Annotated in this window: 16 protein-coding genes; 7 read left to right on the plus strand and 9 right to left on the minus strand. The window is 34.4% G+C overall.

Annotation, left to right across the window (positions count from 1 at the left end):
- Positions 1-92: 92 nt before the first annotated feature.
- The 3 genes from NEF87_RS10585 to NEF87_RS10595 form a co-directional block, all read right to left on the minus strand.
- Entirely contained in the window at positions 93-1685 is a 1593-nt protein-coding gene (locus NEF87_RS10585) for a hypothetical protein (protein ID WP_457919776.1), read from the minus strand.
- A gap of 113 nt (positions 1686-1798) precedes the next feature.
- On the minus strand, positions 1799-2632 hold the full coding sequence (locus NEF87_RS10590; RefSeq protein WP_457919777.1) for an aminoglycoside N(3)-acetyltransferase: 834 nt from the start codon (positions 2630-2632) through the stop codon (positions 1799-1801).
- Positions 2633-2695: 63 nt separating this feature from the next.
- Entirely contained in the window at positions 2696-3538 is an 843-nt protein-coding gene (locus NEF87_RS10595) for an RNA methyltransferase (protein WP_457919778.1), read from the minus strand.
- A gap of 262 nt (positions 3539-3800) precedes the next feature.
- Here NEF87_RS10595 and NEF87_RS10600 point away from each other — a divergent pair, with 262 nt between their 5' ends.
- Both NEF87_RS10600 and NEF87_RS10605 read left to right on the plus strand, forming a co-directional pair.
- Positions 3801-5114, plus strand: a complete 1314-nt coding sequence (locus NEF87_RS10600; protein ID WP_457919779.1) for an MFS transporter — start codon at positions 3801-3803, stop codon at positions 5112-5114.
- 120 nt (positions 5115-5234) lie between these two features.
- Positions 5235-5669: a hypothetical protein gene (locus NEF87_RS10605; protein ID WP_457919780.1), complete on the plus strand. Its 435-nt coding sequence runs from the start codon at positions 5235-5237 to the stop codon at positions 5667-5669.
- 60 nt (positions 5670-5729) lie between these two features.
- On the opposite strand, the gene NEF87_RS10610 is transcribed toward NEF87_RS10605, so the two are convergent.
- Positions 5730-6191: a hypothetical protein gene (locus tag NEF87_RS10610; RefSeq protein WP_457919781.1), complete on the minus strand. Its 462-nt coding sequence runs from the start codon at positions 6189-6191 to the stop codon at positions 5730-5732.
- A gap of 124 nt (positions 6192-6315) precedes the next feature.
- On the opposite strand from NEF87_RS10610, the gene NEF87_RS10615 reads away from it, so the two are divergent.
- Positions 6316-6555, plus strand: coding sequence for a hypothetical protein (locus NEF87_RS10615; protein WP_457919782.1), 240 nt, complete (start codon positions 6316-6318; stop codon positions 6553-6555).
- Positions 6556-6582: 27 nt separating this feature from the next.
- Here NEF87_RS10615 and NEF87_RS10620 read toward each other — a convergent pair whose 3' ends face one another.
- A complete protein-coding gene (locus NEF87_RS10620; protein ID WP_457919783.1) occupies positions 6583-8676 on the minus strand; it encodes a tetratricopeptide repeat protein in 2094 nt (697 codons plus the stop codon).
- Positions 8677-8941: 265 nt separating this feature from the next.
- Between NEF87_RS10620 and NEF87_RS10625 the strand changes: the two genes are divergently transcribed.
- Positions 8942-10171: a glycoside hydrolase family 18 protein gene (locus NEF87_RS10625; protein WP_457919784.1), complete on the plus strand. Its 1230-nt coding sequence runs from the start codon at positions 8942-8944 to the stop codon at positions 10169-10171.
- A 37-nt stretch (positions 10172-10208) separates the two neighbouring features.
- Here the strand turns inward: NEF87_RS10625 and NEF87_RS10630 are convergent, their stop codons facing one another.
- Entirely contained in the window at positions 10209-11204 is a 996-nt protein-coding gene (locus NEF87_RS10630; RefSeq protein WP_457919785.1) for a hypothetical protein, read from the minus strand.
- A 166-nt stretch (positions 11205-11370) separates the two neighbouring features.
- Positions 11371-12030, minus strand: a complete 660-nt coding sequence (locus NEF87_RS10635) for a hypothetical protein (protein WP_457919786.1) — start codon at positions 12028-12030, stop codon at positions 11371-11373.
- Positions 12031-12177: 147 nt separating this feature from the next.
- On the opposite strand from NEF87_RS10635, the gene NEF87_RS10640 reads away from it, so the two are divergent.
- Positions 12178-13446: an MFS transporter gene (locus tag NEF87_RS10640; protein WP_457919787.1), complete on the plus strand. Its 1269-nt coding sequence runs from the start codon at positions 12178-12180 to the stop codon at positions 13444-13446.
- A gap of 53 nt (positions 13447-13499) precedes the next feature.
- The gene (locus NEF87_RS10645) at positions 13500-14288 is read left to right on the plus strand and encodes a flavodoxin family protein (RefSeq protein WP_457919788.1); all 789 of its coding nucleotides are present in this window, start codon (positions 13500-13502) and stop codon (positions 14286-14288) included.
- Between the two features lie 251 nt (positions 14289-14539).
- On the opposite strand, the gene NEF87_RS10650 is transcribed toward NEF87_RS10645, so the two are convergent.
- On the minus strand, positions 14540-14761 hold the full coding sequence (locus tag NEF87_RS10650; RefSeq protein ID WP_457919789.1) for a hypothetical protein: 222 nt from the start codon (positions 14759-14761) through the stop codon (positions 14540-14542).
- 200 nt (positions 14762-14961) lie between these two features.
- Between NEF87_RS10650 and NEF87_RS10655 the strand changes: the two genes are divergently transcribed.
- Positions 14962-18771: a right-handed parallel beta-helix repeat-containing protein gene (locus NEF87_RS10655; RefSeq protein ID WP_457919790.1), complete on the plus strand. Its 3810-nt coding sequence runs from the start codon at positions 14962-14964 to the stop codon at positions 18769-18771.
- Positions 18772-18915: 144 nt separating this feature from the next.
- Here the strand turns inward: NEF87_RS10655 and NEF87_RS10660 are convergent, their stop codons facing one another.
- Entirely contained in the window at positions 18916-22302 is a 3387-nt protein-coding gene (locus NEF87_RS10660) for a DNA-directed RNA polymerase subunit B (RefSeq protein ID WP_457919791.1), read from the minus strand.
- Positions 22303-22347: the final 45 nt, after the last annotated feature.

Raw genomic sequence — 22347 nt, forward strand, 5'->3', positions numbered from 1 at the left:
ACATTGATTAATTAAATTAATGCCAATCCTTAGCAAATAAATTAAGTGAAAATAAGAGCAAAACAAAAAAGAACGAAAAAAAAATATCTTGTTTATGATTTCTTTGGTGTCGATTTCTTTGGTGTCGATTTTTTTATGGTTTTTTTTGATGATTTCTTGGAAGATTTTTTCGTTGGTTTCGCAGCGGCTGGTTTAGGGGCAGATTCAGTCTTTTTCACAGGTTTTTCTTCTGTTTTCTTAGGGGCAGGTGTTTTTTTCACAGGAGCAGGAACCTTCTTCTCAGGTTTAACAGTTTTTTCAACCGGTTTTGATCGCAAATCTACAGAATTAAATTCCTTTTTAATTTCAATGTCTTTGGCCAAAATTTCGGTATTTGCAATAATATTGAATGCTTGATCATGGAATTTCAAGTTTCGTTCTAATATCGAAGTGAGACTATTTTTACACGCTTCAATTTTGGAGACGGTGAATAAATGCGTATTCTGGGTCAAAATATTATGTTCATGATTCGTTATTTTATCTAACCGAGCAACATTTTCTTTGGCTTCTTCCAATTCTCCAGGTTTTAAATTGTTAGCTTCTTTTCCTCGGATTTTTTGCAGGATTCCTTCCCATTTTTTATGATCCTTATAGTTTTCCAGTGTTTTTTCAAGTTGCTCCAATAATGTTTCTTTTTCTTTGATTGTGTTATCAATTGGTTGAATAAATTCAAACCGCATTTGCTTAACAAATGCTTCTCGATTAGATTCGATAGTTTCCAGACCCTCAGCAAAGTTTTCAATTGCATTCTGAATTCCAGGAGTTTCTTCTTTCGCGAATTCCTTAAATAAAGTTATCGCTTTACGTGTTTCAACTTGTAGAAGCAGATGAGCATCCAACAATTGCACATTTTCTTTTCTCACTTTCTCCAATCTTGATCCAACATTTTTGACGGTATTTCGTAGAATTTTCATTCCCTCAACATAATCTTCGGTGTTTAAACGTGGAATAGGATACAAAATGGCAGAAGTAGACTCTTTCTGGATATTTATTTTATCTACAAAATCTTTTGTATCAGTTAGTGAATTAATTCCGATCGAGTGTAATTTCTTGTATTCTTGGACGAGTAAAGTCAATGTACGCTTCATATTTTCGAGTTTGTTCTTTGCAAGTTTTATTTTCAGCATAGACTCATTTTTCTTTCGTGTACTCAACAATTCTTCGGATTCTTTTACACCATCTTCGGCATTTTTTATGGATAAATCGAGTTTTTCTAATTTTGCTTCTTCTAACCCATCACGAGGTTTTTCTTTTTTTGCCTTGAGTTTTTCTTGACTCTTTTCCAAAGCGGTTTGAGCCGTACCAGTCAAAGTTTCTGCTTTATAAACTTCTCTTTGTAAATGAGCAAGTTCTTTAATAGGATCTACGAAAGATGTTTCAAGCATTGTCACCATAGCAGTTCGTGAAACTTCTATACTCTTTAAGGCATCTGACAAATTGATAAAAGCTTGTTTCAATCCAGGAGATTCATGTTCCCCAAAAATTTTGAGAGCAATGATTCCCTCATTACTTTCCTTGCATAATTTAAGATGGCTTTTTAGCATTTGATTATTGGCATCAACAATATCCTCTAATTTGAGATGGACATTAGAAAAACGGTCTTTGATGACTAAGAATTGTTCTTGTATTTTCTGTAGTATGTTCATTGATATGTTCCCCATTACATGTTTGATCGATGTTGAATAAAAAGGTTCCATTTAAACCAAAAATATAATAAAGCTTAGAGAGAAAAACGGGGAAAAAAAAACTTATTTAATATTTAATTCAGAAGATAGGATCGATGGGTTTTCATCCACTCTACAGCAAAATCGACTAGATCAACTTGCGAGAGCAAAATTGCTTCCGCATTTACAATTTTGTTTCGAATATACCCAATAGATTCTTCAAAAGCTTTCCCTATTTCAGGGAAGTCTTCATCTTCGTAAGAAAAATCATCCCATTCAACCCACTTTCTCTGTCCATTCTCAAGTACAGCTGCTCCTTGAGATTCCATAGGATTATTAGGAATATTGGCTTTAGATTCTGCAAGATGTAAAGATGAATTATTACTATGACCAACACCCAAAAGGAGAATTTTCCCTCCCATTTCATAAATCCGCCCAAGGGGAGAATTTTCTCCAAACGATGGAAAATAAGGCTGATTAGCAGTAATTATGGGGGCATTCTTTCCCCAAGCAGTGAATGAATTTTGAGGATGATTACTCCGTATCACTCCCGGGTATGTTCTAAATAGATCTGCAATCTTACCCATCATTCGATTAGGAGTAACGTCTGGTCTAAAAGGAGGAAGATTATCACGAATTGTAGGCCACCACATCTCTGGGACAGATGGATGTTGCCAAACACTTGGTTCAGAATTTCCACCAGAATGGGCAGGCATAATCAAAGTTCCTTCTTTTGTGACAACTTCCATCAAGGCTTCCACAACATCGATGGCACCACCCACAACCCAACCAATTTTGCTAAGGGAACTGTGCACAACCAATATATCACCTTTTTGGATTCCAATTTTCCTAAATTCTGTGATAAGAATATCTTTGGTGATTGGACGAGTAGTTTGGTCTATTATATTTTTTTCTCTTTGTTCGGCCATTTAAGAAATGAAAATTATTCTCAGCAAAAAAGTTTAAGAAAATCCAATGTGATTATTCAAAAACTATTCATTTTCTTTAGTGTTATTACTTAACTCCTTCAATATGTCGGGATTTTTAACAAGCACATCAGTTTTGTGGAAAAAGTTAAAAATGTAATTGAGTTCCTTTCTGGATGCGAAAGAACGCCCAATAATATTTTTGAACGCATGTAATGTTCGTTCGTAGCGATAGGATTGAAGAGGGATTTTCTTAAGAACTTTTTCCATTATCATAATTAGCCGATCCTTATCTTTTTTATTACCCGGAATGACTTGTGCATGTCTAACTTCATGCATGGATTGGTAAAGGAAATAAAGAACCACAGCTACAGCATGTGATAAATTTAAAGTAGGATATTCAGGATTCGCACCGATTTTTATTAGAAAATCAGTTTGTAAGATTTGTTCATTGGACAATCCAGTAGATTCGCGCCCAAATACAATGGCTACTTTTGAAGTGGCATGTAAGATTGAAAGATCCAAATCTTCCAAAAAAATTGGAATTCGTTTAATATTTTGATAAGAATACCCCTTTGCACTGGAACCGATAACTACATCAAATCGTTGAAATAGCACCTTCAGTTCAGTAAATTCATCATCTTTCTCACACGAAATCACTTCAGCATCATTTAGCACATCTTGAGCTTTCATTGCAAAGCCATGAGCATAAGTTTGAAAAGGATCATCTTGAGGATTGAATAAGATGAGTTTGAAAAATCCAAAATTCTTCATCACACGAGCCACAGAACCGATATTACCACTAGATTCCGTATTTATTAGAATAATAGTAATATCAACCGATTCAAATTCTTCCAAAAGGGGATTTTGTTGTTGAGAAGGCGGAGATGTGGCATCGATATTCTTCATTAAGTTTAGAAATGCAGAATAAAAAAATAAATTTTGGTTGAATAATTTTGAATTAAATTTTTAACCCTTAGAAAAACGATTTTGGATAATGAAGCTTAGATTACTTATCAGAAATAAAGATAGGTTTCCACAAGCATTGTATTCACAAAAAAGAAGAAAAAATTGTTTAGCAATTATAAAAATCTTTTAGAAAATCAGACAGCAAAATACGTGCATCCGTTGAAATCCGAGCCCTTATCTTGAAACCAAGCTTCAATTAATTATGAACGAGTTATCAAATCAACCTTCTGCCCAAACAGAACGAAACTTTATAATATTTTGGATAGGACAAATCTTTTCGATCCTTGGATCTTGGGTGGTTAATTTCACCGTAAATTGGTGGGTAGTTAGCACTTTTCAAGATGCCACGAAGATATCAATCTATTCTGCCTTAACCTACCTTCCTTTTGTCATTACAGTACCTTTTGCAGGAGTGTGGGTCGATCGTTGGAATAAAAAAAAAACAATATTAATCTTTGATACGATCATAGCTTTATCGACACTAACCTATTTAATTGCCTTTCAAGCTAATTTCACCCAAATCTGGTTTTTTATACTCATAGGAGCAATAAATACATCTTGCTCAGCATTTCATGAATCTGCAGTTGCAGCTATGGTACCTTTAATGGTGCGACGGGAAAATTTAAGTAGAATTAATGGTCTTCGAACATTTAGTGGTAGCGGGATAAGGATCATTGGCCCTATTATAACGGGTATTTTATTGCGATTTATGCCTTTAGAAAAATCCTTGTGGATAGATTTCATCACATTTGGAATCGCAGTATGTGCATTATTTTCAATGAAACTACCCGAACCACCTAAAAATCAAGAAAAATCTGAAATAAACTCTGATCATCCTGTTCAAGCCTACTTTACAGAATTCAAAGAAGGATTTAATGCAATAAAAAATACACCTGTGGTGAAATATTTAGTTATTCTTACACTTATCGCCAATTTTTTACACACACCATACAATACGCTCTATACTTTCTTCATTCAAACCACGCATGATGGAACAACAATAGATTATTCATATTTAGTCATGTTTAGCCAAATTGGTATCTTGGTAGGATCTTTTCTTATGACTTTGAAAATCAAGTGGAAAGATTTTACCCAATTGGTCATTTTAGGCAATATTGGACTCGGAATTTTTTCAATTATTTCAGCGATAACGCCTTATCGCGTGTTTTGGATAATGTATATATGTAACGCAGGCTCAGGAATAATGTTAGGGATAATTTTGGCTTCCTACTATAGCGTTCTCCAAACTAATGTTGCACCAGAACTTCAAGGACGAATCTATGCCTTTGATGCTTTCTTATCAGTTTCTATCATGCCAATAGCCATGAGTTTATCGGGATTGATGGCAGAAGCAATGGGAGTACAATTTTTATTTGTTATTTGTGATGGGATTTCCATTGTATTTAGTTGCTTGATGTTTCCAGTATATTTAAGAATTAAAAAAGAAACAAATCGGAACCTTGATGGCTTGGGAGATAAAAAATTGCACAATTACATGCCTAAAGTCCAAGATTAGACCCATTTTTTTTCATTTTTTAGAATTAGAGCATTTTTAAATATTTTTCAAAAACGAAATATCTATTTCACCGAACAAAATAAACAAATCTTTTTATAACTCTCCATATTTAAGCAAATCATGAGTCTTCTTACGATCATAACAATATTTTTTCTTGTAATGGAATTCACAAATGTGGGAGCACTATACTTCTTCCCCGGAACGAAATATGCAAACGCAGTTGGTGTGTTCAATGCTTGGGAGAAATCTAAACAAGATCCGGAAGTTCATCGTTTAGTAAAATACTTAACTTCTTGGGTTGCTGGAACAAAACTAATCTTTATCGGATTGTTAATTGTAATCCTCCTCACTGCAGATGCCACAACCCAATGGTGGGCTGCGGTTGTAATGGTTCTTTCAATTGCGAGCTTTTTCTGGAAACTGTTCCCTTTAATTCGAAAAATGGATAACGATGATCAGATTTCCCCGAAAAAATATTCACTCGCTCTGGGAATCATGATTGCGGTCTTTATTTCAATGTTTATTATCGCCGTAATCTTTGCATGGCCGTTTTAATCTATTCTTTGAGAAGATTAACTCATTTTAGGACAATTGTGATAAAAAAAAAATTTTTTATCATTTCAGATTTTTTTCAATGACTTTCTTTATAACATCTTTTGACCCATCAGTGGCGATTTTCTTGCCTTTTTGAATGAATGGAGAGACAACTGTTTCAACTTTTTCAACCACTTCTTCAAATTTCGCTTCGATTTTTTTTCCGCCTTTTTCATCAATCTTGTTTTCCAATTTTTCTACTGCAGTTTCAATGCGATCCCCGACGACACGATCCAAACCAGATTGGAGTTTATTAACAGCATTTTCAATATCTCCTTCGTGATCTTCTAACTTTCTTTGAACGGAATCCATTACATCATGCACTTTCTGACCCGCTTCTGGTGCTATTTCATCGAGAATTTTAATTCCAGTACCAATCCCTTTTTTGACTAAAGTCACGGATTTGGTGGCATTTTTTAGAGTTTTTGTCCCTGATTTAACTGTATCAAATGTATCTTTTATTTTTTTTTTTGTATCGCCCATTAGAGATCCCTTTTAAGAGAATTTTTTATAAAAATCAACTACCTTATGAAGATCACATAAAGTTCCATCTCTATAAATTTTGTGATAAAATAAATACATGAAGTGAATAAATATATTGAGAAAAATGGAAATTAACAAATCAGCTTCTCACTATCGGAACAATCATTCTTTTGCATACATTGCCACAGCAATTTCACTACTAATTATTATCACATCTTTATTCCAGATTTTACCAGAATCTCTAACAATTTTTGCAGTTCCAATTATTTTGGTGATAATTACACTGTACATTGGTTTAATAGCATATCAATTTCAAAAATTGCAGGAAAAAAGGTTCATATCAGAACTTGTTTCAGAAAATTGAAGAGCAATTGAATCATGGACCACTCATTTATTGATTTTGTTTATAATCATCCATCAAATCGTCGATAATATTATTGGAAATCTGTTGGAGCAGGTCTTCTGTAATCTCATTAATGAAATGTACTTTATCCAAGTATGAATTGAAAATTTCTTCAACTCGAGACAGATTGTAAAACAGTGGGCTGATCTGTTGTTTAAATATAAGACATAGAAGAACAAATACAGATCCCTGATTTCGTTTTTGAATCTGACTTGTATCAAACACTACATGACTATAAACTAATGACCGAAGGTTACCTTCTCCAAAGGGAAAAGGCCCAAAAAGCCCTTTATGATAACTTTGACCTTGCCCCAAAGCAGAAGAATATAACGCCCCACTTAAGATAATTTGTTTGAAGTATTTTGGATCATCTTCATCAATATTCAACACTTTATGAATTATTGGTCCCATAACTTCATCCACTTTGTATGTTAGCATAAAAGTTTGATTCAAATCAACATCGGTCACGTTTAAATCTACTTTAGGAGAGAGGGTTCGTTTAATATCTTCGATAATTAAATTGATCGAAAAAGGAACATTTCCAGATTCTTCAAGAGGGTTGATTTGTTGAAAAGTGAGATTATTTAATTTTTCCCGAATTTTTTCAATAAAATGTGAGATTTCACAGTTTTCTGCCATTTTTAAGGCAGTGGAAAGACTTTCAGAGGCTTTTTGATTATCCGAAAGTGAATAAATCGATCCTTGAACGATTAAAGCTTGAATATATTTAATAATCAAGTTTTTTTCTTTTGCAAGGGAAACTGCTTGATCTATGAAACTTTGGGCAAGCTGAAGATATTCTTTATTTTCTCGATAATTAGAGCTTCGAATTAAATAAATCTCAGCAAGAAGAAGAAGAATGGAAAAATGAAGATGAACACTACTGATTTGCTTTGCTAAACGTTGTGCATCTAATAGAATTAATTCCGATTCACCTAAATTTAAATTTGATATATTCAATCGAGCACGTAAAATCAAAGATTTTATCTGACCTGATTTTGATTTAAACCGATAAGACAATTCTTCAGCTCGTTTTAACAATTCATAAGATTTTTCGATTTTTTCGAGATAAAAATAAGATTCCGCCAGATTAACAAGTAACTCAATTTCAGGTTCTTCAATTTTGCTTGTATGGGCTAATTTCAAACCTTTTTCAAATTCTACAATGCTTTTTGTAAATTTCCCTTCCATGAAAAAAATTTGCCCTAAAGATGTATATGCTGTGATTTTTCCATAAGTATTAAGCAAATTCATATTTTCATAACATCTATCAATATAATGGTGAGCAGCATGAAGCTTCCCAAGTTGAACTTGCATCAAGGAATAAGAAATATAAAGTGATGATAGTATCCTAGCTTGATGATGATCTTGTGCAATTTGTATACCATCTTGATAAATAAGTTCTGCTTCTTTGAATTGACCCATCTCTACTAAACATTCAGCCACATTATTTTGTGATAAGCAATAATTATTAAAATCGCTCTGGTTCTTAGCGAGTTTGGCAGCCTTTTTGAAAAAAGTCAAGGCGTTTATTATTTTTCCTTTCTCTTTATAAATAATCCCCATCATACTGTAAGCATTCTTGGGATCAAAATCAGGGTTTTTATGAGAATAGGCAATAATTTCTTGATAAATTTCGAGGGCTAGGTCAAAATCCCCTTTTAAATAGAAAATCATCCCATAATTCATTTTAATTGTATAGGCTCTCAGTAAATTCTTTAATTGAGAATACAAATCAATTGCTTTTTTGTATAAGTTTTCAGCTTCCTCCAATCTTCCTTGATCCATGACAGTCCGGGCTAACCCCCCATATATTTCTGCTAAAAATTCAGGAAAATCATCGATATCCGGATGGTTTTTTAGGAGAAGAAACGATTTTTCGGCTTCTTCCAGCAATCCAATACCCTTTTGCGCAAAAGCAATTTCTATATATAAAGCCAAATTTTCAAAAGATGATAGTTCAGAAGATGCCAAAGCCGTTAACTCCTCCAGTTTTTCTTGAGGAGAATATTCTTTCTTGGCCAGAATATCTTGGAGCAGACCATATATTTTTGAAGATTGTTTTTTACGCTCAAAATCCATTTATTTCATTCCTTTTTATTTAAGGATACATTTTGTGATAAGATCTATTTGAATATTGAACCTTAAATTGTATCGCATCACCAAATAGAATTATACTTCAAGTTAAAAATATTGGAAAAATTTGAAAACATTATTTATTCGTTCAAAAATTACAAGTATAAGAATACAAACTTAAAAGAATTGAATTTCTTGACAAAAGATTTAAATTTGCAAAATTCGGAGATATCTTTAATTTGAATTAAAATTGTGCATGTTTTGACGTTATATGAAGAAATCCAGCAAAAAATTTAGTGTGGTTTTAATAGTTATTATTATATTTGGGTCAGGAGGATATTTATTATCTCATTATCTAATAAAGAACCCATCACAAACTGAAGAAGATCTGTGGGTAGCAGTTTATCACCCTTGTTATCAATGGAATGCAATCGAAGGAGAAATTCCATGGGATCAGATAAGTCACTTAATTTTAGGATATTTACATTTAAATGAAACTTCTGAAACAGAGTTTTCCCTCACAATTCCGAATGGTTTTTATGGTGGATCTCAATTATGGTTTGAACAAGCAGCAGCATTTATTGAAGACGGACATGAAAATGATGTTAAAGTAACCTGCATGTTAGGAGGTGCAGGATCAAATCCCGATTTAATCTGGAATGAGGCAACTTCACCAAATAACATACAGAAATTTGCTGAAAATATCCAATCAGTATTAAAACCTCTTGGATTTGATGGAATTGATTTAGATTGGGAGAATGAGGTGGTTCATACCCAATTAGTAGATTTAGCAAAAGAACTTCGTAATAATTGGCCAGAAGCCATAATTACCATTCCTACAGGGCCTACAGGACAAGAGGCAGAAGAATTAGAACCCGCTCAAAACTATATCGATGCATTTATGCCGATGACCTATATGGGAATCCAACAATGGGGAGGATGGGTCATTCCGGTTCCATTAACACCCTTGTATGGAGGACAACGCCCTGAAACAACACCTAATCCATATTCAGTAAACCTCACTTTACAGAAATGGCAAGAAGCAGGAGTACCATCTTCGAAAATAGTGATGGGAGTTGGAGGATTCGGTTTAGTTTGGGGAGATTCAAATGGAGATGGACAAGGACCTATCAAACCCTATTCAAATGAAAATCTAAATGGGGGATCAGCGGGAGAAACGAGTTATATTGCTTCAGATAATGTAGTTACTTGGAGTTGGGTGAAAAATACAGTAGAACATAATTCAAAATTCATTGAAGCATGGGACGCAGTAAGTAAATGCACATATTGGCACGCTCCTGCCACGGACGATTTGATTCAGGTCAAGAATGTATATGGAACAGATATTTCTGTAAGTATTATATTTTACGAGACATCACGATCAATAACAGAAAAAGTGAGTTATTGTAGACAAAAAGGAATGAAGGGTATGATGTTTTGGACACTATCTCAAATGATGGATGGAGCGTCATGTCCAATTCTAGATGCTATCAAATTTTAATAGCCTTAGATAGTCATTTATATTTATATTTTCCAAATTAAACTTGCAAGAAGAGTTCGAGGAATGATTGAACTAAATTAAATTGTGATAAATAACTCCATTGAGAAAATAAGTAAGGTTTAATTTCGCGATTGAATATATCCAACCAAGCTAATCTCCCTAAGCGATCGGATATGACGTTTTTATAGATTTCAAATACATTTTTGAATACTAATATGAGATTTTCTTGATCCAGTCCCACTAAATCTTTACTGAAAATATTAGTTGCCTTCATTTTATCAAACTGGATAGAATTTTCTTCAATTGAGATTTTAGGAAGGTATAACTCCGATATTTGTAAATAAATTTGATCATCTTGGGAATGCAACCAGTTATTCAATTCCAAGGAATAATGAGATAATTTAATCAATATTTGGCTATAAGATTTCTGGGAAAACTGTGTTTTAATGATTCGAATAAATATAATAAAGATTTGTTGAAAAATGCCTAATATGTCAAAAATATCCCCCAAATCCATCATTTGATTTGCTTGGATCCATTGAGCTTTTAATAAGTCGAGTACATCAACAAAATTTTTGAACGGATTTATATTCGAAGACCAAGATTTCCAAAAATCGGGGGTAATTTGATAGGTTTTTATAAACATCCGTTTGATAACATCTAATCGGGAGAGCATTAATTTTGCATTTCCCGTTTTTGGTCCTGCACCCACCACCATTAAATTACATGGGAGAGAGTATGAATAGACCCATCGAAGTCCGCCCATATCGATATTTTCTATGCCTTGTTCTTCAAGTTCAAATTCAGAAAAGTGATTTAAAGCCGAGAGAAGTCCAGAAATTAACACCCCATCAAGTTGGAGATCTTTATTACAATGATGATAGAAAATGAGTTTAGAAGTCTGCTTCTCAATAATCCATAGATATTGAATTAAATCATCTCCATTATCCTCACACATTTCTCGCCCATACGCTGATCGCGAGGGTTTGTATTTTATATCTTGAGAATTTTGGATTTCTAAACTGTTTTCCATTCTACATGGTAACAAGTAAGGTAAGTTCTTATTAGATAAGAATTGGAAACTTTCGAATATTTTTTGGAAGGGGAGGTTAAATATAATAGAAATTAGTCATTTGATAACTTCTTCAGAAAAAAGCATCCTACAAATAATTTCCAGAATTAAAAAACACTGAACTTTATCATGTCTCTAAGAAATTTTTCATTGACATCTTATGCAGAGGTAAAATGGAAAAGAAGACATTAAATAAATGATCTCCTTTTCTTTGCTGTTTACTGCCATAAATCTCAAGTTTTTGAATAAATTCAGTAATTATTGCTTGGATGTCCTTCCAATTTTCGTTAGTCACATCCAATTCAATAAGTGAAGCTTGTGCTTTAAGTAAAATTTGAGAATTCTTTGCATCCTCAAGAGGATTGAGTTGATATAGATCGAATAAACCTTGATTTAATGCAGAAAGAGACTGAAATCCATTTGCAAAATTCCTCATTACATCTTTTGGGTCAATTTTGAGTTCTCGTTCAAAATTTTCTTTAGCCTCTTCAATCAATTGATCCTTTTGATTATAAACAGCCTCAATCATTGCTGTGACTCTATAATATTTCCCCGATTTTTCCGCTGTTTTAACTGGATCTATCTCAATCCATTTTTTTTTTAATAACACAGAGATTTTACGATAAAGAGTAGCTTTGGAGATTAAAGGGGGGGACCCAAATAAATTAAGGATATTAGAAGAACTAAGAGAATCAAAGTGACGGAGATAGGTTAAAATTAGAAATTCTTTATCATCCTGACATAAGTCATATATGAATTTGGGTTTTTTAGTGGGCTCATCAACCATTGATAAACAGAAAGAAAAAGACTAATTTAAATATAGCTCATATTGAGACATATTCTCATATTAAGAAAAGTTTAAATAAATTAATAATTAAATATCTCATAATGATAAAATGTCTCATGTTGAGACTATCAAAAGAGATTGATAAAAATGAACTCTACTGAAAATGTATCTATTGAATCCACTTTGGAATCCAAACTAGGCAGATATTGGTTATTTTGGAGTGGTCAGAAAATTTCTTTATTAGGATCGGAAATTGTCCAATTTGCCTTAACTTGGGTTCTAACTGTGATCTATAAAGACCCGATAATCCTATCAATATCAATGTTTTTAATTTTTATCCCCCGCTTAATATTTGGTCCATTATCTGGTGTGATCGCAGATAAGTATGATTATAAAAAGATGATTGTCTTATTTGATGGATTACAAGCGGTAGCAACATTTCTTCTTATAATACTTATCCAAGTAGGTTTGGAAAACTTGGGACTTTATTTAGGTTTTATTTTTATAAGATCAACCTTCCAAACATTACATGGTCCAATAGTAACTGCCTTATCAAGAGCCACAATCCCCAAATCAATGGTCAATCGATATCAAGGTGTTAATCAGCTATTTTCTAATATAATAATGATGATGGCACCCCTTTTAGGCGCTTTATTATTAAGTTTTGCAGATATCCAACAAGCTCTCTGGGTTGATATCATTACTTTTTCAATTGCTTTTGGATTATTAATTATTTCCCCACTCAAGAAAAATGTTAATAACAAAATTTCTTCAGATTTTAGTGAAGAAGAGAAGAAAAAGGGAATAATCAAACAATTCAGTGAAGGAACATCAATTCTCAAGGAGATTCCAGGATTAACAGAAATAATTGCGATTTCAATAGTTTCAAATTTCTTATTGAGCCCATTTAACACATTACTACCATATCTGATTAATGTAGTCCATAATGGGACAGAATTTGACATGGCTGCAATCAGCATTACCATGGAAGCTGCAATGATTTCTGGTTCCATCATAATGGCTTTAAAAAAGAAATGGAAACGGAAATCACTTATAATGGTTGGAACCACAATACTTCTCTTCATTGGCATCGCAGTAATAGCGTTAGCCCCAAAAGGAGATATAGTATTTTTGAGCGTGGTTAGTTTTCTTGCTTTATTTTTTATACCGATCAAATCTACAATTTTAGTGACTATTTTACAAAAATCTATCCCCGTGGAAAAGATGGGAAGGGTTTATGCACTCCTAAATATGTTGATGAGTGTTGCGACACCATTAGGATTTATTTTGTCAGGACCACTGGCAGATTTAATCGGAGCAGTCAACTTGCTGGTAGGTAGTTCAATATTAGGTATCATATCCGCTCTTGTTATTGGATATTGTGGAAAAATTAGTAAAATAGATTCATTGAAGTAAGGGGGATAATTTTTTATCAATCAAAATCCTATTTCAAAATAGGGATTAAAAGATTGAAAAAACAAGTAATTGCACTTTTGGGTGGAAAAAGAAATGGAAATACACACAATCTTCTAAACCATTTTCAAGCACGTCTTAATCAAAATGGGATTGATTTAAAGATTATTCATCTGAATGAAATGGATTTACAGGATTGTCAAGGATGTGAAAATTGCGTATTTGGAAATGGTTGTGCTATTAAGGATGATATGCCAGAAATAACAAACTTAGTAGAAGGAGCAGAAGGAATTATTGTCGCATCTCCCGTGTATAATAATAATGTCAGTGGAAAAATGAAGATGTTTATCGATAAAACCGTCAAATGGGCGCACAGTCCTACATTAACAGGTAAACCATACATAGGACTCTCTACAACCTCGAGTTCAGGGCTTGATATGACATTAAAATATCTCACAATTGTTGGAGTTAATTGGGGTGCCCATCCTATCGGCAATATTTGGGCGAGTAAACGAACAACGAATATGAAGAGAAATATGAAGGTGCTGTCACGCTTCATCTCAGCGATCCATCAAGATCCCAAATATCATCGACCGACTTTGAATCAAGTCATTCAATTCCAAAAGAAAAAAGTTCTTGCCAAAACGGTTTTCCCGAATGATTTAGCACATTGGGAAAAAAATCATTGGTTAGATAAAGCGTATTATTATGAAGCCAAAATTACTCCTTTTAACCGGGTAATGGGGAGCTTTTTCCATTGGATGCTTCTTAAAATTCTTACAAAGGCTATGAAAAATTATACGACCGAAGTCGGCAGCAAAGACTATGGTAAGTTAGTTTATTAATGACGGACCTAATTTCGTGCAAAATTAACCAGTAAGTGTGAGAACAATTTTCAAGGTCGCAGAATTTCTTTTCATCCATTGCAATCTTTCGTGGGATATCTCTTTTTATTTGTGGTTTTGATCATAACAATTATATTATTCAAGCCCCAATTTTGTAATGATAGAACTCTACAAAATAGTCACAGAAGGAGGTCATTTCAATTTCAATTTTCTCTTACGAATGGGTTTAAAAAACTAATTATAAACACTAACTAGCTTAGAGCTAAAAAGATAAGAATCGCGGCAAAAATAGCTCCTAAAATCAGGTAGGTAATTTTCCGATCATATTTTTCTAAAAAGGATTTTTTGGACATTTGTTTTTTTCGAAGGTCTGTATCATCCAAAGGACGTTCTGATCGTTTATAATCTTCATGACGATATCTATATTGATCCGTTTGTTCTCGCATAATTCTTGAAGTGTCTCTACTGAACATTTTCTGTTTTCCCTTATTTTTTTAAACTTATTAGATTATTGGTAGATAAGAGTCATATTCTTTCCCCTATGGAATCATATGGTTCCAATTGGTTCAACGAATATTTTTTTTATTCATCGCAATCTTTCGTAGTATGTATCTTTTTTTTTGTAGAACTGATCATAACAATTATATAACTCAAGTCCCAATTTTGTATTGATATGAACTCTACAAAATCGTCACAAAAGATGCTGTTTATAATGATTTGTTTTTTACTGGCTGGAAATGTGTGTAACTCTAATAATAATCTCAATCACACTAAAGGAAAAATACATGCAGCCCCAGAAACCTATGATTTTAATACAACCTCTAATTCTAATAGTTTAGAAATTCTAAATGAAACAGATCTTGCACTTATTGCTACCTCAGGAAATGGAACTTTTGAATCACCATATATTTTAGAAAACCTTATAATTAATGCAGAAATGAAGGAAAACGGGTTACGGATTGAAAATACTCGGTCAACTCTCAAAATTCAGAATTCTAGCTTTTATTTTTCTGAATTAAGTTCTTCTTTCGCTGGTATTTTTTTGAAAAATTGTTCAAATATCATCTTTGAGAACATATTGTGCGTTGCAAATTACCACGGCATTTATATAGAAAATTCCACCAATATTTCCGGTTCTTTATTGCAAATCTGGAATAATGAATATTCAGGATTTCGAATTAAGGATTCTTCCAACATAATTTTTCATTCAACTTCAATTTCTAAGGGGCAGTATGGACAATATATAACTGACTCACATAATATTACACTTTTTGATTCGGAAATTCACTTTTCATCTGCAGGAATAGACGTGAGTGATTCTACGACCCTGAACTTCAGCTATATTCTGTTTGATGAAACAGCTCGTCGAGGGATAGATATGGAATCGTGCTCGGATATTGAAATTTATTCAAATGATCTGGCTAATTGTGATAATAGCAAGTATGGATCAGGACTCGGAATTTATACTTATCAAAATCAAAATATAACTTTGCGAAACAACACTTTGACTGATTGTTATTTGGGAACAAGTTTCAATAACGCTCCCTCACTATTGGATATGCAACACGATATTGATGATTCTAATCTCATCAACGGTCTTCCAATTGGCTATATCCACGATGGAGTAAATTTAGATTCAACTATATTCGAAAACAAATCCCAACTAATTGTCGTTAATGTGAATCACACCATTATTGAGGATCTAAATTATTCCAATATTCCATACCCTATCAGTTTTTATTACTGCAATAATTTAACCTTTGAAAGTTCTGTTATTACAAATGCCATTTATCCATTATATTTTTGTGAATCTACCAATTGCTCAGTTCAAAATAATGATATAACTGATTGTGACCAATATATGGGGTATTTTCTGGAATGTACAGACTTTCTTGTATCGAATAACAATTTTGAAAACACGAACAATGATGCAATTTACTTAAGAAATACAGAATACTTTAATATTCATCAAAATACAATTACTTTTTCCACTGCTGCGATTAAATCCTACCATTCGCAACACACTATTATTCAGAATAATATTCTAACCAACAATATTTATGGTTTTTCCAATAATTGGTTTGACAACTTGACCATTTATAACAACCAAATTAATAGTAGTTCCTATGATCTTAATTTCTACCAGACATCAGCTTCCAATTTGAATATTTCAAAAAATGACATGCATGGGAAAGGAATCCTGTTTTCAGAACAATTAGGTAACTCAGTGTTTGCATCCTATACTATTGAAGGAAATCTGGTGCATGATAAACCGATTTATTGCTATTATTCAGAATCTGGATTAAACCCGAGCGATTTTCTCAATGCAGGTCAAATTTTTGTAGTGGATTGTAGTGATGTCCACATAGAAAATTTGGCCATGGCTGATGTGGCAGAGGGTATTTATCTTCTATATTCAACTGATAGTTTCATCTCAAATATAAGCTTAGATAATATTGCTCGATTTGGAATCATTGTCAGTAATGGGCAAAACGCGATTATTGATGGTGGCAACATCACCAACTCCGATACCGCAATCATTTGTCGTGGGGATAATATGAACTCGGTGGAAAATTTTACTGTGGGTAATACTAACATCAGAAAGGCCGAAGAAGGAATTCGGTTTGATTATGTCAATATCTTGAATATCTCGAATAATTATATCCAAGAGATTTTTGAAAGTGGGATTATTATTCGAAACTGGGGTTTTGGAGATATTGGTCATAATATTATTGAAGTTGAAGAAGGTACTGCCATTGAACTAATTCGGTGTGAAGAAATGAATTTTACTGATAATGCCATGATTGGTTCGGGATTTGAATTTGAACAATTAGGTGGATCGAGTTTTGAGTATCATGACTCCCATTTAATCCCAATTACGAATACTGTAAATGGAAAACCAGTTTATTATTATTGCCATGAAACAGGATTAGTTCCGCAAGACTTTGCCAATGCCGGTCAGGTCATACTAATTGATTGTGCGGATTCAGAAATAGCAGATCTCGATCTATCATATAACTACTATGGGTTATTCGCATCATCTTGCGAAAACCTTGACTTATGGAATATTTCTGTCTCAAATTGTAAAAAAATGGGATTATATTTCGCAGAATCACAATTCTGCACTCTTTCTCAAATAACTGCAACATATAATTATGGAGGAATTGAATTCAAAGGAGGTTCCAGCATAAAACATCCCAATAATACAATTTCAGATAGCATTATTAGCCATAATGAAGGGATTGGATGTTATATTTCCTATTCTTATAATTTTACTATTCGCGATTCCTTGATAAATAATAACACAGATGGATTCTACCCTAGCAGTTCTCAGTACACCCACTTCATAAACAACACATTTACAAGTAACAACTTTGCCATTAAGGATTATTATTCTCATAATTTGACGATTTCAAAATGTTTCTTTACCAATAACGTCGAAGGGGCACTAAAATATCAGTCCAAAGATCTTAAATTTTCAAATAATACCATGGTAAATGGGGGGATAGTTTTAAACCATTATGACTTTGAAGATATTGACACCTTTGAGATTTCCAACGATAATTGGATTAATGGCAAAAAATTGTATTTCTACAAAAATATGGCCAGTTTGCAACCTGCAAATTTCTCAAATGCAGGTCAAATCATACTTTTTAATGTGGATAATGTGTCAATTAGTAGCGTGAATCTTTCAAATGCCTCGTGCGGAATCTATATCATCGAATCAAGTAATATCTCAATTGAGAGCGTAGAAAGCACAAATAATATAATAATGGGCGGCTTTTTCCTAGATTCTCAAGAAATTCAGATTGATCAAAGTGATTTTTCATCAAATGGTGATGGGATGTTTTTTGATAATTGTTTGTCGATAACATTAAATAATCTCCAAATAAACCACAACCAAAATTATGGCCTTTATACCAACTATCTCATCAATTCTATAATCTCGAATTCCATTTTTGAAGGAAATGATCAAACAGGGATATATCTTAGATATTCCAGCAATAATTCATTTTCATCCAACTATATTGTTGATAATTTTGAAGCAGTAATGCTTAGTAATACTGAATGCAATGAAAATCGATTCTGGAATAATTCCTTCATTGGAGATAACCTATTGGTCACAGATTATGGTCTTCTGAATAGGTACAATGTGAATTCGATTGGAAATTATTGGGGAAATTATGAAATTCGATACCCAAGTGCAACCAAACTAGCTTATTATTGGAGCACAAGTTACAGATTAGAGGGAACGTACTGTATTTATGATAGATTCCCATTAATTGTAGATCCGTTCAATCCCTCCAATCCAGAAATTCCCGATGACCCTGATGATACCACAACTTCCGATACTTCCACCACAGATCCTAGTAATTTTTCTCGTCCCTTAGCAGAAATATTAGTGTACTCCATTACAGGAGGAATCTTGGGCGTTGGATTAATCGGAGTTATAATCTATCGCATTAAATTACTAAAAAAATAAACCCCTTATAATAATTTTTTTAAATATTCTTTAGAAATGAATTTCTACAAAAATCAGTTTTCTAAATTTACATGGAAGATTAGCAGATGTAAAGTAATCAGAAAATGAAGAAAAAAAAGTAATGACCTGTCAACTTCAACCAGATTAGGCTCGATCGCGTAATAACAACCGAGGCGCTAACCCCAACGACATCATTTCTTGCAAGAGTAATTTGAAGGCATACGAACACGTAACGGTCGAAATTAAGGATTTTTCGCCACACACCGGACAATAACTGCGGTCGCGATTGCGATCATAGGTGCCTAACAACCCACATTTTTCGCAGATGAGAATCGTAGTCCTATCTGATTCATCTAAGAGCCGTTCCTTCAAGAGCACGGAAGATCCGTGTCCTACCAAACAATCCCGCTCCATTTCCCCGAATCTCAGACCCCCTTCTCTGGCCCTTCCTTCGGTAGGTTGGCGTGTGAGAATTTGGACAGGTCCACGGGCCCGTGCGTGAATCTTATCGGCCACTAAGTGGTGCAGTTTTTGGTAATAGACACATGCGAAATAGATGGCGACATCATATTTCACTCCAGTGACTCCATTGTAGAGTGTTTCTCGGCCCCCGTAATCGAAATTGTTGTCCACGAGTTGCTGTTGCAAGATATCCATATCTTCCATTTCAAAAGGTGTTGCATTGCCAATGGTGCCAGTAGCGGCAGCGACTTTTCCAAGACACCCTTCAAACATTTGTCCGAGCGTCATCCGCGAAGGCATCGCATGAGGATTAATTACCAAATCAGGGACAATTCCTTCAGCAGAGAAGGGCATATCTTCTTGAGGGCAAATTAAACCAAGCACACCTTTTTGACCGTGGCGAGAAGCAAATTTGTCACCAAGTTCGGGAATCCGGAGATCACGCACTTTGATTTTAATAAGTTTGTTCCCATCAAGGGTTTCAGTAATGATTACAGTATCAACAGTTCCATTTTCACTGTGACGCATATTGATAGAAGTTTCCCGACGTTGAGGTTGGGATAGATCATCGAAATCATCATAAGGATGAGTGAAACGGGGAGGGGAAGTTCGTCCAATGAGAACATCACCGCCTTTACAGATAGTTTCTGGTTCGACAATACCATCATGGGCTAAATGGCGGTAAGCTTCTGAGGCTCGATAACCGCGCACTTCCTTTTCCGGTACTTCAAATTTATCTAATTGACCACCTGGATATTTCCGTTCTTCTCCTTCATAGGTACGGAAGAAAGTGCTCCGTGCCAAACCTCGTTCAACGGAGGCTTTGTTCATAATAAGTGCATCTTCTATATTGAAGGCTTGGAAGGACATAATGCCTAACACGAAGTTTTGACCCGCCGGGCGAGTTGCAAAACCAACAATATCCATCGCACGAGTGGTGGTGAGCGGTTGTTGGGGATAGTGAAGTAAATGACCTCGAGTATCTAACCGTAAGTGGAAGTTGGCGGCAAAGATTCCAAGGGCTTGTTTTGCCATCCCCGCTTCGTATGTATTTCGAGGACTTTGGTTATGGTCAGGGAAGGGAATCAAAGAAGCAGTAATCCCTAAAATAGCAGCAGGAGCCACTTCTAAATGAGTATGTTCCATGGTGATATATTCTTCTTTCATGGCGATGAAAGCATTCTCTTCTTCTTCAGCATCGAAGTATTCAATCAATCCCCGAGCAATTAAATCATTCCAGGTTTCTTCACCCCGTTCAACCCGAGTGATGTCATCCTTGGTCATCATTAACTTACCGTTTTTCACAACCAAAAGAGGGCGGCGTGCACGACCGGCATCACAATTGATTTGCACTTCATTAGAATCTTCATAGAAGGCAATGTTAACATTAGAACTTAAATCACCGCGTCGTCGTTTCATCCGAATGGTTTCGACTAAAGGTTTATAATTTGGATGGATTCCGAGTAATTTTCCGTTCAAATAGATTTTAGCCTTACCACTCACTTCTTCAACTTCTTCCAGCGGGATAACGCCTAAATCATAAAGATCGGTTTCAATTTTCTTTTCATTGGTTCCAACGGAGATTAATGCGGTTAGTGCCAGGTTTTTGACCAACCCGCAGTTGGGGCCTTCAGGAGTTTCAGCAGGACAAATTTTCCCCCATTGGGTAGGATGTAAATCTCGGGCTTCAAAATGAGGTTGAGACCGACTTAAGGGAGAAATAATACGTCGTAAATGACTGAGAGTAGAGATATAATTGGTTCGATCTAATAATTGAGAAACTCCTGCCTTCCCACCAACCCAATTACCGGTGGCTAAAGCATGTCGAATTCGTTCAGTAATAACATCAGCCCGAACAGCAGTTTTTATATTGGGTTTTCGACCCCGCACAGCGGTTCGTTCTAATTGGTATTTTATATCTCGCGATAAGTTTAAGAAAGACACACGAAATAGAGAAGTAAACAAATCTCCAGCTAATTTCAAACGTTTATTTGAATAATGGTCTTTATCATCAGGGCGACGGATATCTAAGGACAATTCCAGAACTTTTTGAGTCATTTGCCCAAGGAAATAGGCTTTTTTAATTCGATCTTCTCGCTCATATCCAATATGAGGTAAAAGATACCGATCTAAGATTTGTTGAGCCCGTTTAATACGATACTCACGAGTTTGTCCAACAGCCACACGTTTCCCAACATAGTCAAGAGCATTCATTTGGGATTTTTCTGGATCCGAAGAAACTTCAATGGCAGCAGCAACATCCACAATCGGAATTAATTCTTTTTGAATTTCGGGGTTATCACTGATAGCTTCAAAAATCTTCTTATCGGAACCAAGGCCGAGAGCACGCATTAAAATAGCGATGGGAATTTTACCTGGAACGGAAGGAAGCGAGACGCGAATATTGCCATCCTTACGTCGTTCAATGGTGACTGGAGCACGGAAACCATGAGTTGTAGAAAAGACTTTTGCAATATGAGTCGCTGAAGAACTTCGGCTGGCTTCTTCAATTAAAATACGATTTGGGGCTAAATCTTCTTGAGTAACTAAAGCCCGTTCGGTTCCATTGATGATGAAATAACCACCAGGATCTAACGGATCTTCTCCAATTTGAATTAATTCTTCAGCAGTATGCATTTGGGAAAGTGGACATTTAGAAGACTTTAACATAATGGGCAATTTGCCAATATAAGTATTGATGGTTTCGTTATAATGAGGACGTTGAGTTCGTTCATCAATAGTCACAGGAGTCATTTCCAAATAGATTTTGGAAGCGTAAGTCAATTCTCGAATCCGGGCTTCTAGAGGAGTTACACTCTTTGTGGCTCCATCAGCTTCACGAACTTGAGGTTCTTCAACAGTGATTCTTCCAAAAATAATGTAAAAATCGGGAATATCAGGGATAATTTTTTTGGTTTCATCGCAAATTTGTTGAAGAGTTTCTTCTAAAAAGACATTAAATGAATCTAAATGCTGGCGAACCAATCCGATTTCTTTGAAATAAGCATTTAATAAATGCCATTTATCTTCGGGACTGATTCCGCTTAAATGGGTGTTTGTTATGGACATAGTCATTTTTTTTCTTCCTTTATACTTTAAATTGTGAAATATGAA

Origin of the sequence: Candidatus Lokiarchaeum ossiferum, assembly GCA_025839675.1 — an archaeon.
Taxonomy (GTDB): domain Archaea; phylum Asgardarchaeota; class Lokiarchaeia; order Sigyniarchaeales; family Promethearchaeaceae; genus Lokiarchaeum; species Lokiarchaeum ossiferum.

What these genes read in the sequence shown, in the direction of transcription:
- NEF87_RS10585 (WP_457919776.1), bottom strand. Translation starts at nt 1,685, where the DNA reads ATGAACATACTACAGAAAATACAAGAACAATTCTTAGTCATCAAAGAC.
- NEF87_RS10590 (WP_457919777.1), bottom strand. Translation starts at nt 2,632, where the DNA reads ATGGCCGAACAAAGAGAAAAAAATATAATAGACCAAACTACTCGTCCA.
- NEF87_RS10595 (WP_457919778.1), bottom strand. Translation starts at nt 3,538, where the DNA reads ATGAAGAATATCGATGCCACATCTCCGCCTTCTCAACAACAAAATCCC.
- NEF87_RS10600 (WP_457919779.1), top strand. Translation starts at nt 3,801, where the DNA reads ATGAACGAGTTATCAAATCAACCTTCTGCCCAAACAGAACGAAACTTT.
- NEF87_RS10605 (WP_457919780.1), top strand. Translation starts at nt 5,235, where the DNA reads ATGAGTCTTCTTACGATCATAACAATATTTTTTCTTGTAATGGAATTC.
- NEF87_RS10610 (WP_457919781.1), bottom strand. Translation starts at nt 6,191, where the DNA reads ATGGGCGATACAAAAAAAAAAATAAAAGATACATTTGATACAGTTAAA.
- NEF87_RS10615 (WP_457919782.1), top strand. Translation starts at nt 6,316, where the DNA reads ATGGAAATTAACAAATCAGCTTCTCACTATCGGAACAATCATTCTTTT.
- NEF87_RS10620 (WP_457919783.1), bottom strand. Translation starts at nt 8,676, where the DNA reads ATGGATTTTGAGCGTAAAAAACAATCTTCAAAAATATATGGTCTGCTC.
- NEF87_RS10625 (WP_457919784.1), top strand. Translation starts at nt 8,942, where the DNA reads ATGAAGAAATCCAGCAAAAAATTTAGTGTGGTTTTAATAGTTATTATT.
- NEF87_RS10630 (WP_457919785.1), bottom strand. Translation starts at nt 11,204, where the DNA reads ATGGAAAACAGTTTAGAAATCCAAAATTCTCAAGATATAAAATACAAA.
- NEF87_RS10635 (WP_457919786.1), bottom strand. Translation starts at nt 12,030, where the DNA reads ATGGTTGATGAGCCCACTAAAAAACCCAAATTCATATATGACTTATGT.
- NEF87_RS10640 (WP_457919787.1), top strand. Translation starts at nt 12,178, where the DNA reads ATGAACTCTACTGAAAATGTATCTATTGAATCCACTTTGGAATCCAAA.
- NEF87_RS10650 (WP_457919789.1), bottom strand. Translation starts at nt 14,761, where the DNA reads ATGTTCAGTAGAGACACTTCAAGAATTATGCGAGAACAAACGGATCAA.
- NEF87_RS10655 (WP_457919790.1), top strand. Translation starts at nt 14,962, where the DNA reads ATGAACTCTACAAAATCGTCACAAAAGATGCTGTTTATAATGATTTGT.
- NEF87_RS10660 (WP_457919791.1), bottom strand. Translation starts at nt 22,302, where the DNA reads ATGTCCATAACAAACACCCATTTAAGCGGAATCAGTCCCGAAGATAAA.